Raw genomic sequence first — 13,768 nt, 5'->3', positions numbered from 1 at the left:
CCGATATGCGCGATATGCGCAATCTATCGTCCGGAAGCGGCGATTACCCTGCCCGGATGGACGGCCTGCGTTTCGCTTTCGGCACCCTCACGGTGTTCCCCGCCCGCATCACCCGCTGGGACCGGGACGCGGCGCGCGCCGGCATGCTCTGCGCCCCCGTGGCCGGACTGACCGTCGGCGTCTGCGCCGCCGCGCTCGGCGGCACGTTCCTGCTGCTCGGCTCGGGCCCGCTGCTCGCCGCCGTCGCCGCCACCGCCGTCCCCGCCGTGCTCACCCGGGGCCTCCACCTCGACGGCCTCGCCGACACCGCCGACGGCCTCGGCAGCGCCAAGCCGGCCGAGGACGCGCTGCGCATCATGAAGCAGTCGGACATCGGGCCGTTCGGCGTCATCTCCCTCGTCCTCGTCCTGCTCGCCCAGGTCGCCGCGCTGTTCCGGCTGTACGAGGAGAGCTGGGCGCACGGCACGGTCGCCGCCGCGCTCGCCGCGACCGTCGCCCGCCTCGCCCTCACCCACGCCTCCCGCCAGGGCGTCCCCGCGGCCCGCCCCGAGGGCCTCGGCGCGATCGTCGCCGAGACGGTCCCGGTCCGCTCCGCGACCCTCACGACCGCCCTCGTCCTGGTCGCGGCCGCCGCGGCCGGCCTCCTCTCCTCCCCCTTCGACGCGGTCCGCAACGTCCTCGCGGCCGGCGCCGCCCTCGGCGCGGCGGCGCTGCTGCTGCGCCGCTGCGTACGCCGGTTCGGCGGGGTGACCGGCGACGTGTTCGGCGCGGTGGAGGAGACGGCGGCGACGGTGGCCCTGGCGGCCCTGACCTTCGGGTGACCTATCCGTGACCGGGCGGAGGGCAACCTTCCGGTCCGCTGTCCGGTCTTGAGGGCGTGATCAGACATCTCGCCCGCACCTCCGCCGTGCTCACCGCCGCGGTCCTGTCGCTCGCCGCCTGCGGCGGCGGGGGCACCACGAGCACCGGCACCCCCGCCCACCCGGTCTTCTCCGAGCCGCTCGCCCGGCAGGTCAACCTCGCCCTCCGGCACACCCAGGAGACCGGCGGCGCCGACTTCCGGCAGACCGTCACCTTCGGCGCGGGCAAGGACACGGCCGTCCAGAACCTCACCGGACGGCTGGACTTCGCGGGCTCGCGCGGCGAGGCGGCGAGCCGCTGGAGCCTCACCCCGGGCTTCCCCGAGGACGCCCGGGAGACGATCCTGGGCACCCTGCCCGGCCACGCCACCGGCGACGCGGCCGGCCGGTACACCGTGGACACCCGCGCCATCCACTACCGCGCGGACTCCGCCGGGTACTGGCTGAGGTACGAGGGCGACATCGAGCCGCTCTGGGGCATCGACTCGATCAGCCATCTGCGGGGCACCGAGGGCGCGATCGGCGGCACGCTCCTGGAGGTGCTGAGCGCCGCACGGCCCACCGCGCAGCCGACGACGGCCGACGGTGGCCGGTCGTACCGGACCGACTTCCCGCTCGGCGCGGCCCTGGACCTCTTCCCGTACGACCTGCGCACGGAGTTCGTCTCCGGCCCCCTGCACGTGACGGACCCGAGCCCGCCGGTCCCGGTGACCGTGGACGTCGACCGCGAGGGCCGGATCGTCCGCGCCCGGGCAGACCTCTCCTCCCTGCTCTCCCACGAGCCGGACAGCCTGCTCGCCGGAGTGACCACACTCCGCGCCGACCTGACCCTGGGCCGCTTCGGCGCGCCGGAGCCGGCCGTCTCCGCCACTCCGGACGGCCGGGTCCTGGACGCCGCCGGGGCCGTCCGCCCCAGCTACGAGGTCGCGGCCGGCGCGTGCATGGACTTCAACACCGGCATGCGGCACAGCCGTCTGGTGACCCGCGTGCCCTGCGCCGGCCCCCACGACGGGAAGGTCACCGGGCAGCACCCGCTCCCCGGCGCCTATCCCGGGTCCGAGGCCGCCAGGGACCGCGCCGGGCGGGCCTGCGCCAGGGCCGAGGGCCCCGGCACCCCCTGGTACACCTGGTCGACCGAGGACGAGTGGACCGACCGGGGCGCGGGACGCGCCACCTGCTACACCGTCTCCACCCGGCGCTCGGCGGCCTAGGCAGTGTCCGGCCCGGTCGGCGGGGCGGGTGTCAGCACGCCTGGCGCCACACGCCCAGTTCGTACCGCTTTCGCATGGAGCTGAGGCCCAGTTTCCGGGCCTGGGGGCAGAACTGGGAGGTGGTCAGTTCGTATTCGACGTGGAAGACCGCCTTGCCGGCCGCCACGAAGGGGGCGAGGCGGCCGCACTCGTCGTACTCGGCGCACTGCTCGTTGACGGCGAAGTCGAAGTCGGGGAGGAGCCGGGGGATCTGGTCCAGGTCGTTCTTGAGGCCGACCGCGAGGCCGCGGTCGTGGGCGAGGCGGGCGACGAGCCGGTTGTAGCGGAGCTGGTCGGCGGCGGTGAGGGGGAAGCCGGTGCTGTTGCGGTAGCCGTCCATGTTGTCGGGCTCGACGGCGTCGAAGCCCTTGTCCCGGCACATGTCGAGGCGCGCGGCCATGAGGGGTTCGAGGAGGTCGGTGCGGCGGATGTCGAGCCAGCGCTCGCCCTTCCAGCCGTTGCCCTTGCCGAGGAGGGACCGGGGGAACTTCGCCGCGTCCGGGCGGAAGTCCTCCCAGGCGCCGGTGGAGAGGTAGCAGATGACCTTGCGGCCCCGCGCGTGCAGGTCCTTCACGGTGGCCGCGGGGTGGTCGAAGCCGTCGATGTCGTACACGGGCACGTCGACGGCCGGATCGAGGCGGCCGCTGAGCTGCCACTGCCAGGCGAGGCCGGGCTTCGGCCGCCAGCGGTCGTCCGCGGTCTTGGCGTCCGGGCCGGGGGCCGACGTGCAGGCGGTGGCGAGCAGCAGCCCCGCGAGCAGGGGAAGGAGGCGCCGCTTCGGGCGGGCGGGTCTCATCGGGCGGGCTCCAGGGGGTGCGGAAGGGTGCCCCAGGGGTGCGCGCCCGCGCCGGGGACGGCGCAGTGCACCGGCGTGGCGGGGCGGACGCCGGGCGGGGCCGCGTAGACGAGGTGGCAGTAGTGGGCGGCGACGGGGAGGTCGAGCGTCCGGTACGTCTCCCAGGGGCCCTCGAAGGTGACGAGGAGGTCGGCCTGGGCCTCGTATCCGGGGTCCGGGTGGGCGCCGTGGTTGAAGACGAGGGTGGCGGCCCCGGCGGCCCGCGCCGCCACGGCGATCCGCCGGTAGTGGGCGAGGGCTTCGGGCGCGGTCGCCACCTGGTCGAGGAAGGCCCCGTCGGCGCCGTACCAGTCGCGGTGCCGGAGCAGTTCGGTGACGACCTCGATGTGCGGGCGGCGGGCGTAGGCGGTGTCGACGTAGCCGAGGACCCGCACCCCGGCGGCCCGCAGTTGCCCGGCGGCGTCGATGAACGCCGGGTCGGGCGCCTGGCCGGCGCCGCTCGCCGGGTTGAGGACCACGCCGTAGAGGGCGGGGGCCGCGTCGACGAGCGCGGCCCACTCCTCGGGGCGTTCGGCGGGGTGCTCGTAGTACGGCACCAGCAGGGAGCGAGTCGTCACGGTCCCCCCTAGACGCGGTGGACGGTCGGTCGTACCAGCAGAACACAGCTGAGGACGGCGAGCAGCGCCGCCGCTCCCCCGGCGGCCACCGGTCCGGCCGCCGGCGCCGCCGCCTGGGCCGCCGCCGCGAGCAGGCAGACGCCGGCCGCGCTGAGCACCGCGCCGAACGCCTGGAGCAGCAGCCCCAGCCAGAGGACGGTGCCGATCAGGAGCAGGGCGGTCAGGCGAGGGAGCGTCGGCCAGGGGGCGTCCGGCCCGACCAGGGTGGCCGCGAGGGTGAGGGCGAGGAGGACGGTCAGATAGCCGCCCAGGCAGAGGACGAGGGTGCCGGTGACCGCCCGGCGGAACTCGCGGGCGGTGGTGAGGGTCCGCAGCCGGGTCAGGCTCTCGCCCCGGAAGCGGTGCAGCAGCCATTCGGCGGGCCCCATGGAGAGGGTGAGCGCCATCACCGCCCCCGCCCCGCTGATCAACGTGTCGCCCACGCCCGCCTGGAGGACGAGCAGGCCGCTGCCGAGGCCGAACAGGCCGTACGGCAGGGAGGCCGCGCGCGGCGGCCCGCCCCGGCCCGCGGTGCCGCGCCGGGCCCCCGGCCGCAGGACGAGCGCGGCGCAGGCGACGGAGGCGGCGAGCGAGGCGAGGAGCAGGCCGGTCCGCAGCACGTCGGGCAGGTCCCAGCGGAACGCGGGGAGCGCCCCGGCGAGCGGTGACAGGGCGCAGAGCAGGGCCCGTTCGCGGCCGAGGACCAGGAGGACGGTCGCGGCGGCCAGGTAGAGGGACTGCCCGGCGGCGAACACGGCGGCCGGGGTCTCGCCGGGCGCGGCGGCCGCGAACGCGACGGCCGTTCCGGCGAGGGCGCCCGCCGGGGCCCCGACGAGCAGGGCGCGGGCGGCGGCGGGCCGGTCGCCGAGGCCGAGCCAGGTGTACGCGCGGTGCGACAGCGCCTGGTTCCACACCCAGCCGGTGACGGCCCCGGCGAGGAGCGGGATCGTGCCCCCGGGGAGCCCGGCCCGGCCGTGTGCCCCGGCGAGGAGCGGGGCGGCGAGGACGTACGCGAGGCCCGGCAGCGCGAACACGAGCCCGCGCAGCAGGCAGCCGGCGAGCTCGCTGTGCCAGACGCCGGAGGACCGTGCCTCCGGTTCGGGGTGGCGCCGCTCCACGCGCGCGTAGAGGTCCTCGGCGAGCGTGAAGGAGTCGGCCCGGCCATAGGTGAGCCGGATGTGGTCGTCGGTCATCCCGTCGGACTCGAGGATCGCGGCGATCTCGTCGGGGTGCACGGCGGCGGCGACGAACCCGTCGAGCCGTTCGGCGAGTTCGTCGAGCGGGTCGCCCGCGAGCCCGTCGTCGGCGGGGGGCCGGGGACCGCGTGCGGGCGGCGGCGGGGCGGCGGCCGGGGGCGTGGTGCGTGCCGCCGGGTGTGCGCGGCGGGGGCGGGGGATCGCCGGGAGGGTGGCCGGGGCCGCCGGCGGGGGTTTCAGCCAGAGGGAGCCGCTCATACCGGGGTGCCTCCGGGGACGAGGGTCGGGGAGGTGCGACGGGGGGCGGGGATGCTGAGGCGGAGCGGGGCGGGGGTGACGGCGGGGAGCGGGTGCGACGGTCGGGCGCCGGCCAGTTCGAGGTAGATCTGGCGGAAGCCGTCCACCGACCGGTTCAGGGTGAACCGGTCGACGACCCGCTGCCGTGCCAGGCGGCCGAGTTCGGCGCGCCGGGCCCCGTCCCGGAGGAGTTCGGTGACGGCGGCCGCCATGACGGCCGGTTCGCGGGGAGGGACGACGATCCCGGTGTCGCCGACGGCCTCCCGGACGCCGCCGACGTCGGTGGAGACGGTGGCGCGGCCGCAGGACATCGCCTCGATGAGGGAGAAGGGGAAGCCCTCGCTGATGGAGGAGAGCATGACGACGCTGCCGGCCGCGTAGGCGGCGGGGACGTCGGAGATCCGGCCCTCGAAGGACACCCCGTCGGCGACGCCGAGTTCGGCGGCGAGCTTCTCCAGGCGGGTCAGGTAGTCCTCGTTGCCGGCGGGGACGGGGCCGAACAACCGCAGCCGCAGTTCGGGGAGTTCGGCGCGGCAGATCGCGTACGCGCGGATCAGGGTCACGAGGTCCTTGATGGGGTCGACGCGGCCGCACCAGCTGAGGGTGGGCGTCTCGGGTTCCGGTCCGGCCTCGGGGAAGAGGGCCGGGTCGACGCCGTTGTAGACGGTGCGGATGCGTTCGGCGGGGGCGCCGCCGCGCTCCTCCCAGCGCCGGTTGTACTGGTTGCAGGGGGTGATGAGGTCGGCCTTGACGTATCCGAGGGTATTGAGCTCGCGGTAGAAGCCGAGCATCAGGGCCTTGACGGGCCAGCGTTGCGCTTCGGTGCGGTAGCCGAGGTAGCGCTCGCGGAGGTAGATGCCGTGTTCGGTGAGCAGGAAGGGCACCCCTTCGAAGTGCTGCGCGGCGAGTGCGGGCAGGGTGGCGAGACCGCTGGAGACGGCGTGGGCCACGCTGCCGTCGGCTATCCGGGCGGCGAGCGGCCGCAGGGCGTGTTCCAGCAGGTCGGTGGCGGTGAGGGCGTCGTGGACGGTGGGCCGGGCAGCGACCGTCGGCAGGTGCGGCATGGTCCAGATCCACATGAGGGAGCGCAGGGCCGGCTCGGAGCGGAGGGCGGCGGTCAGCCGTCCCTGCCAGGCGAGGGCGGCCAGTTCGTACAGGCTCGCGCCGAAGTCGCGGCCCGCCTCGGGGTCGAGGAGGGCGAGCAGGAGCCCTTCGTACGCGTCGAGGAAGCGCCGGCGTTCGCGCCCCCGCAGGGGCCGGCGCGCGCGGACGGGCGCCGGCCCCTGCGGGAGTCCCCAGAGGGGGTACGCGGTGTGCCGGGTGACGTTGGACGGCAGCTCCCAGGTGACGGGTTCACGGCCGCTGCCCGTGAGGGCGAGGATCTCGAAGTCGACCTCGGGCATGCCGCGGACGAGCTGGTCGCACCAGGTGCTGACGCCTCCGTGGACATGCGGGTAGGTGCCTTCGGTGAGCATGGTGACATGGCGGCCACGGCTCGGCATGTGCGGTTCCCCCCAGAACGTGCTGGTCAGGCGGTCGGGAGCGTGAGTGTGACGGTGGTCTGGAGCAGTTCGGGCGTGGTCCAGGCGGAGCGGGTGCCGGCGTAGGGCGAGCCGAAGGCGGTGGTGCCGAGGAGGAGCCGCTTGCGGGTGCCCTCGGGGGCGGTGACGGGCGCGGTGACGCCGGCGGGGGCCTTGACCGTGACGGTGGTGCCGATGCGGTAGGCGGTGACCTTTCCGGCGGCGAGGGCCTGCTCCCAGTCGGCGCGGCGGGTGAACTCGGTGCCGACGTCCCGCTGGGCGGGGTTCACCAACGGCGCGCTGGGGGCGAACAGGGCCCGGTAGTCGGCGAGTACGCGGTCGAGGACGGGGTAGAGGAGCCGTTCCTCGGCGAGGTTGGACTGGTGCACGTAGTGCGGGCGCGGGTCGTTGTTCATCACGTGGGAGAGGGCGGTGCGGGCCTCCTGCGGCACGATCCGGTCGGCGTAGCCGGTGGCGGTGTCGAGCGGGGCGGGCAGGCAGGTGGAGGCCGGGTTGGACTCGCAGAGGCCGCTGCCGCCGTCGGCGCGGGAGGTGTAGATCCAGTTGTACTCGTCGGCCATCTCGGCGGCGGTGCCCACGTTGTAGTACACGTTCATCGGGTGGCGGGGCACGGTCCTCGCGGCGGCGGAACCGGTGCCGACGGCCCGCTGGCGCGGTTCGCGGGAGTTGTCGCTGCCGGTCCACTTCACCCCGTTGTCGGCGAGGGCGCCGGCCAGGTTGGGGTTGTCGACGGGCTGCTGGGGCAGGGTCCTGAGGCCGGAGTGCTCGCCGGTGACGAGTTCGGCGCGGTCGACGGAGATGCCCTTGCCGACGGCCCAGTTGTGGTTGTCGCGGATCTGGGCGGAGAGCTCGGAGCGGCTCACCCAGAGGGTGTTCCCGGCGGTGTCCTTGGCGCACTGCCAGGGGACGACGGTGTTGTCCTGGACGCAGCCGAGGAAGGGGTGGGTGTAGGTGTGGTTGATCCACCGATACTGGGCGCGGTCCGCGACGAGCCGGTCGGTGAGCGGGTCGGTGCCGCCGTGCTCGGTCTTCCACTGCTCGCCCTGGCCGCCGTTGTAGACCATGTCGAGGGTGAAGCCGGAGGACTTCTGCCAGGCGGCGGCGTACTGCGCGTCGGCGACCGTCATCCGGATCGGGTCGACGCCCTCGCCGTCGTCGCCGACGCAGTCGAAGTCGCCGGGGGTGCAGTCGAGGGCGGCGTCCCAGCGGGCGTCGGGGGCGAACACGTCGTCGACGTGGACGGAGAGGTAGTTGCGGCTCTGGCCGAGGTGGACGCCCTGGGTGAGCCATTCGACGATGCCGCGGGCCAGTGCGCGGAACTGCCGCTGGTACTGGTTGTAGGCGAAGGTGACGACGAGCTCGCGGCGCCCGTCGGCGGCGTACTCGCCGATGAGGCTGGCCCGGCCGCCGCCGTCGACGGGGATGTCGAGGTAGCTGGTGTAGCCGGCCCGTGGGCCGCCCGCGTAGCCGTAACTCTCGGCGATGGCGGGGTCGTTGTCCTCGAAGGTGAGCGCTCCGGCCAGGTAGCGGAAGGGGCCGGCCCGTCCGGCGGCGGTGACGCCGGCCGTGGTGCCGTCGAGGACGCCGGAGTAGCCGCCCGCGTCGGTGTAGTCGAGGCCGACGCCGGGGTGCGACCAGGTGTAGGCGTCGACCTGCGGGATGCCGAAGGTCCGCTCGTAGGTCTGCAGGGCGGTGTACTCGGCGGAGTCGGGGCCGAAGGCGCTCTCGTGGGGCAGGACGACGCCCTGGTACTTGGCGCGGGGGCGACCGTCGAGCGTGTCGCTGAGGAAGGCTGTGTCGAGGACCGGCCGGTTCGGGTCGTCGAGGTCGATCCTGCGGTACGGGACGCCGGAGCCCGCCAGTTCGGCGGTGATCGCCTCGACCGCGCTGCCTCCGTCGTCGACGACGAGGACGGTGAGGTCGACGCGGGGCACCGGCGCGGCGACGGCCTGCGCGGACGGCACGACGGTGGCGAGGAGCGCGGCGGCGGCGAGGACCGCGAGCCGGGCCGTGCGGGGTGCGCCGGCGGCGGTACGGGGTGCGGTGCGGGCGCCCGGAGCGGTGCGGGACGCGATTCTGGGCGTACGGATTCGGCCGGAGTCCATCGGGTGTGTCCCCCCTCGGCAGGTCCCGCCCCGCCGTCGCCGGATCGGGGGGACCTGTGGAGATGATGCAGATGATGCAAAGGCGAGAGCATCGTCCTTGCGTGAATGAGGCGAGTGTGGAGGAGCTCTCCGGGCCGGAACGGTAAACATGAAAGAGACACCACGGATGAGTGAATCAACGCCGCCGTGAGCGAACCGGGCGAGCGAGCGTAGGCTCGTTCTCGGCGCTCTCCGGGCCGAAATACGATGCGGCGGGCACGGTCGGCCCATCCCTCGACCGCCACAGAACTCAATGGAAGCGAGATTTCACCACCGTGACTGCTCTCACTCTCAGCACTGCCGGTGCGGCGACGCTGCGCGCGGACGCCCTCGTCGTCGGCGTCGCGAAGTCCGGCAAGGCGCTCGTCGTCGCCCCGGGCGCCGAGGCCGTCGACACGGCCTTCGAAGGCCGGCTCGCCGCCGTCCTGGAGACCCTGGGCGCCTCGGGTGCCGAGGGTGAGGCGACGAAGCTGCCCGCCCCCGCCGGCCTCAAGGCCCCGCTCGTCCTGGCCGTCGGCCTGGGCGTCGCCCCCGAGGACGGCGAGTCGTTCGGCGCGGAGACCCTGCGCCGCGCCGCCGGCACCGCCGCCCGCACCCTGCACGGCACCAAGAAGGCCGCCTTCGCGCTGCCGATCGCCGCTCCCGAGGACGCCTCCGCCATCGCCGAGGGCGCGCTGCTCGGCGCGTACGCCTTCACCGCATACCAGGAGACCGGCAAGGACGCGAAGAAGCCCCTCGCCGAGGTCGCCCTGCTCGGCGCCAAGCCCCGCGACAAGGCGTACAAGGCCGCCGCGGAGCGCGCGCAGGCCGTCGCCGAGGAGATCAACCGCGCCCGCGACCTGATCAACATGCCGCCGAACGACCTGACCCCGGCCGCCTTCGCCGCCGCCGCCCAGGCCGCCGGCAAGGAGCACGGCCTCAAGGTCCAGGTCCTCGACGAGAAGGCCCTCGCCAAGGGCGGCTTCGGCGGCATCCTGGGCGTCGGCGTCGGCTCCGAGAACCCGCCGCGCCTGGTCCGGATCGGCTACACCCACCCGAAGGCGGAGAAGACCCTCGCCCTGGTCGGCAAGGGCATCACCTACGACTCGGGCGGCATCTCCCTGAAGCCGGCCGGCCACAACGAGACGATGAAGTGCGACATGAGCGGCGCCGCCGCCGTGTTCTCCACCGTCGTCGCCGCGGCCCGCCTCGGCCTCGAGGTCAACGTCACCGGCTGGCTGGCGCTCGCCGAGAACATGCCGTCCGGCTCCGCCACCCGCCCGGGTGACGTGCTGCGCATGTACAGCGGCAAGACCGTCGAGGTCCTGAACACCGACGCCGAGGGCCGGCTCGTCCTCGCCGACGCGCTGACCAGGGCCTCCGAGGAGCACCCGGACGCGATCGTCGACGTGGCGACGCTGACCGGCGCGATGGTCCTGGCCCTGGGCAACCGCACCTTCGGCATCATGGCCAACGACGACGACTACCGCTCCGCGATCCACGAGATCGCCGACGAGGTCGGCGAGGCGTCCTGGCCGATGCCGCTCCCGGCGGACCTGCGCAAGGGCATGGACTCCCCCACCGCCGACATCGCCAACATGGGCGAGCGGATGGGCGGCGGCCTGGTCGCCGGCCTCTTCCTCCAGGAGTTCGTGGGCGAGGGCATCACCTGGGCCCACCTGGACATCGCGGGCCCGGCCTTCCACGAGGGCGCCCCGTACGGCTACACCCCGAAGGGCGGCACCGGATCCTCGGTCCGCACCCTGGTGAAGCTGGCCGAGCGCACGGCGGCCGGCGAGCTCTGACCGCCCCGTGACGGCGACGGCCCCGGGCTTCGTGCCCGGGGCCGTCGCCCTTCCCGGCCGGCGGTCCCCCGCGACGAAATCCGTAGGTTCGTACACCGCGGCGATCCCCCCGTAAGGACGATCGGCCGTCTCAGAGCCCGGCCCCGCGTCCCGTCAGCCGTCAACAAGTGCGAAGATGGGTTCTCGGCAGGACAGGGCCCCCACCACAGGGCCGAAATAAAGCGGCCGAACACCAGCCGCCGCCCGGTCATCGAAGACCGGCGACGAGCGCACATGCATGGAGGACGTGACGTGGCGAACGACGCCAGCACCGTTTTCGACCTAGTGATCCTCGGCGGCGGTAGCGGCGGTTACGCCGCGGCGCTGCGCGGAGCGCAGCTGGGCCTGGACGTCGCACTGATCGAGAAGAACAAGCTCGGCGGCACCTGCCTGCACAACGGCTGCATCCCGACGAAGGCCCTGCTCCACGCCGGCGAGGTCGCCGACCAGGCGCGCGAGGCGGAGCAGTTCGGTGTCAGGGCCTCTTTCGAGGGCATCGACATCAAGGGCGTGCACAAGTACAAGGACGACGTGATCTCGGGCCTGTACAAGGGTCTGCAGGGTCTCGTCGCCTCCCGCAAGGTGACCTACATCGAGGGCACCGGCCGCCTGTCGTCCCCGACCTCCGTCGATGTGGACGGCCGTCGCGTCGAGGGCCGCCACGTCCTCCTGGCCACCGGTTCCGTGCCGAAGTCGCTCCCCGGCCTGGAGATCGACGGCAACCGGATCATCACCTCGGACCACGCGCTGACCCTGGACCGGGTCCCGGAGTCCGCGATCATCCTCGGCGGCGGTGTCATCGGCGTCGAGTTCGCCTCCGCGTGGAAGTCCTTCGGCACCGACGTCACGGTCATCGAGGGCATGAAGCACCTCGTCCCGGTCGAGGACGAGAACAGCTCGAAGCTTCTTGAGCGCGCGTTCCGCAAGCGCGGCATCAAGTTCAACCTCGGCACCTTCTTCCAGTCCGCCGAGTACACCGACAACGGCGTCAAGGTCACCCTGGCCGACGGCAAGACCTTCGAGGCCGAGGTGCTGCTGGTCGCCATCGGCCGCGGCCCGGTCTCCGCCGGTCTCGGTTACGAGGAGCAGGGCGTCGCGATGGACCGCGGCTACGTCCTGGTCGACGAGTACATGCGCACCAACGTGCCGACGATCTCGGCCGTGGGCGACCTCGTCCCGACGCTCCAGCTCGCGCACGTCGGCTTCGCCGAGGGCATCCTCGTCGCGGAGCGCCTGGCCGGCCTGAAGGCCGTCCCGATCGACTACGACGGCGTGCCGCGGGTGACGTACTGCCACCCCGAGGTCGCCTCCGTCGGCATCACCGAGGCCAAGGCCAAGGAGATCTACGGCGCGGACAAGGTCGTCGCCCTGAAGTACAACCTCGCGGGCAACGGCAAGAGCAAGATCCTCAAGACCGCGGGCGAGATCAAGCTCGTCCAGGTCAAGGACGGTGCCGTGGTCGGCGTCCACATGGTCGGTGACCGCATGGGCGAGCAGGTCGGCGAAGCGCAGCTGATCTACAACTGGGAGGCGCTGCCGGCCGAGGTCGCGCAGCTCATCCACGCCCACCCGACGCAGAACGAGGCGCTCGGCGAGGCCCACCTGGCCCTGGCCGGCAAGCCGCTGCACTCCCACGACTGACGCTGACGTCATCACAGGGCGCGACGACCACTTTCCGCAATTCGTTAGGAGCAACTGAAACCATGTCGGTTTCCGTAACCCTGCCGGCGCTCGGCGAGAGCGTCACCGAGGGCACCGTCACCCGCTGGCTCAAGGCCGAGGGTGAGCGTGTCGAGGCCGACGAGCCGCTGCTCGAGGTCTCGACCGACAAGGTCGACACCGAGATCCCCGCCCCCGCCTCGGGCATCCTGGCCTCCATCAAGGTCGCCGAGGACGAGACGGTCGAGGTCGGCGCCGAGCTGGCCATCATCGACGACGGCACGGGCGCCCCCGCCGCGGCTCCGGCCCCGGCCCCGGTGGCTCCGGCCGCCCCGGTCGCCGCCCCGGCTCCGGTCGCGCCCGCCGCTCCCGTGGCCGCTCCGGCCCCGGTGGCCGCCGCTCCGTCGATCGCCCCGGCCGTCGTGACCCCGGTTCCGGCGACGCCCGCCGCGGCTCCGGCCGAGGACGGCGCGTACGTGACCCCGCTGGTCCGCAAGCTCGCCACCGAGAACGGTGTCGACCTGGCGGCCGTCAAGGGCTCGGGCGTCGGCGGCCGTATCCGCAAGCAGGACGTCCTCGCGGCCGCCGAGGCCAAGAAGGCCGCTCCGGCCCCGGTCGCCGCCGCTCCGGCCGCCGCGGCGAAGGCCCCGGCCCTCGCGGTCTCCCCGCTGCGCGGTCAGACCGTCAAGATGACCCGCATGCGCAAGGTCATCGGCGACAACATGATGAAGGCGCTGCACGGCCAGGCTCAGCTGACCTCGGTCGTCGAGGTCGACATCACCAAGCTGATGAAGCTGCGCGCCCGTGCCAAGGACGCGTTCGCCGCCCGTGAGGGCGTCAAGCTCTCCCCGATGCCGTTCTTCGTGAAGGCGGCGGCCCAGGCGCTGAAGGCGTTCCCGGTCATCAACGCCCGGATCAACGAGGACGAGGGCACGATCACCTACTTCGACACCGAGAACATCGGTATCGCGGTGGACTCCGAGAAGGGTCTGATGACCCCGGTCATCAAGGGTGCGGGCGACCTCAACATCGCCGGCATCTCGAAGAAGACCGCGGAGCTGGCCGGCGCCGTGCGCGCCAGCAAGATCACGCCGGACGACCTGGCCGGTGCGACCTTCACCATCTCCAACACCGGTTCGCGCGGCGCGCTGTTCGACACGATCATCGTGCCCCCGAACCAGGTCGCCATCCTGGGCATCGGCGCCACCGTGCGCCGTCCGGTCGTCATCAACCACCCGGACCTGGGTGAGACGATCGCGATCCGCGACATGACGTACGTCGCGCTGTCCTACGACCACCGCCTGGTGGACGGCGCGGACGCCGCCCGTTACCTGACGGCCGTCAAGGCGATCCTGGAGGCCGGCGAGTTCGAGGTCGACCTCGGCCTGTAAGGCGACGTGGGGCCCCCTGGGGCCCCGCGGAGGCCGTGTGCGGGGCCGTCCGCCGGTCTGCAACGTAACGAGCCTCACCTGCGGCGCCCCCCGCCCCACATGTTTGCCGTCGGGGGCGGCGCCCGGATGTGAGACGGTCAACACACCCCGAGGAG

The 13,768-nt window shown here is 73.5% G+C and carries 10 protein-coding genes; 5 read left to right on the top strand and 5 right to left on the bottom strand.

Annotated elements, in window-relative coordinates:
- Positions 1-14 precede the first annotated feature (14 nt).
- The gene (locus tag ACFVZH_RS03430; RefSeq protein ID WP_384892460.1) at positions 15-821 is read left to right on the top strand and encodes an adenosylcobinamide-GDP ribazoletransferase; all 807 of its coding nucleotides are present in this window, start codon (positions 15-17) and stop codon (positions 819-821) included.
- 56 nt (positions 822-877) lie between these two features.
- Positions 878-2,071 carry a hypothetical protein gene (locus tag ACFVZH_RS03425; RefSeq protein WP_384892457.1) on the top strand — a complete coding sequence of 398 codons (1,194 nt, stop codon included), beginning with the start codon at positions 878-880 and terminating at the stop codon, positions 2,069-2,071.
- A 31-nt stretch (positions 2,072-2,102) separates the two neighbouring features.
- On the opposite strand, the gene ACFVZH_RS03420 is transcribed toward ACFVZH_RS03425, so the two are convergent.
- From ACFVZH_RS03420 to ACFVZH_RS03400, 5 genes are read right to left on the bottom strand one after another with little or no spacing between them, the layout of a single operon-like run.
- Complete coding sequence (locus ACFVZH_RS03420; protein ID WP_384892454.1) at positions 2,103-2,906, bottom strand: endo alpha-1,4 polygalactosaminidase; 804 nt, start codon at positions 2,904-2,906, stop codon at positions 2,103-2,105.
- A complete protein-coding gene (locus ACFVZH_RS03415; RefSeq protein ID WP_384892451.1) occupies positions 2,903-3,523 on the bottom strand; it encodes a spherulation-specific family 4 protein in 621 nt (206 codons plus the stop codon). The genes ACFVZH_RS03420 and ACFVZH_RS03415 overlap by 4 nt, the downstream gene beginning before the upstream one ends.
- An 8-nt stretch (positions 3,524-3,531) precedes the next feature.
- Positions 3,532-5,016, bottom strand: a complete 1,485-nt coding sequence (locus ACFVZH_RS03410; RefSeq protein ID WP_384892448.1) for a hypothetical protein — start codon at positions 5,014-5,016, stop codon at positions 3,532-3,534.
- The gene (gene pelF, locus ACFVZH_RS03405) at positions 5,013-6,557 is read right to left on the bottom strand and encodes a GT4 family glycosyltransferase PelF (RefSeq protein WP_384892445.1); all 1,545 of its coding nucleotides are present in this window, start codon (positions 6,555-6,557) and stop codon (positions 5,013-5,015) included. The genes ACFVZH_RS03410 and pelF overlap by 4 nt, the downstream gene beginning before the upstream one ends.
- A 26-nt stretch (positions 6,558-6,583) precedes the next feature.
- Positions 6,584-8,701 carry a hypothetical protein gene (locus ACFVZH_RS03400; RefSeq protein ID WP_384892442.1) on the bottom strand — a complete coding sequence of 706 codons (2,118 nt, stop codon included), beginning with the start codon at positions 8,699-8,701 and terminating at the stop codon, positions 6,584-6,586.
- A 314-nt stretch (positions 8,702-9,015) separates the two neighbouring features.
- Here ACFVZH_RS03400 and ACFVZH_RS03395 point away from each other — a divergent pair, with 314 nt between their 5' ends.
- The 3 genes from ACFVZH_RS03395 (at position 9,016) to sucB (ending at position 13,613) form a co-directional block, all read left to right on the top strand.
- Positions 9,016-10,524 carry a leucyl aminopeptidase gene (locus tag ACFVZH_RS03395; protein WP_384892439.1) on the top strand — a complete coding sequence of 503 codons (1,509 nt, stop codon included), beginning with the start codon at positions 9,016-9,018 and terminating at the stop codon, positions 10,522-10,524.
- 291 nt (positions 10,525-10,815) lie between these two features.
- Positions 10,816-12,204: a dihydrolipoyl dehydrogenase gene (gene lpdA / locus ACFVZH_RS03390; protein WP_384892437.1), complete on the top strand. Its 1,389-nt coding sequence runs from the start codon at positions 10,816-10,818 to the stop codon at positions 12,202-12,204.
- A gap of 2 nt (positions 12,205-12,206) precedes the next feature.
- A complete protein-coding gene (sucB, locus tag ACFVZH_RS03385; RefSeq protein WP_384892926.1) occupies positions 12,207-13,613 on the top strand; it encodes a 2-oxoglutarate dehydrogenase, E2 component, dihydrolipoamide succinyltransferase in 1,407 nt (468 codons plus the stop codon).
- The last annotated feature ends 155 nt before the right edge of the window (positions 13,614-13,768 follow it).

It is taken from the genome of Streptomyces sp. NPDC059534 (assembly GCF_042743475.1).
Classification (GTDB): Bacteria; Actinomycetota; Actinomycetes; order Streptomycetales; family Streptomycetaceae; genus Streptomyces.
The sequence above is the reverse complement of the archived record's forward strand: the minus strand, read 5'-3'. Positions and strand labels throughout refer to the sequence as shown.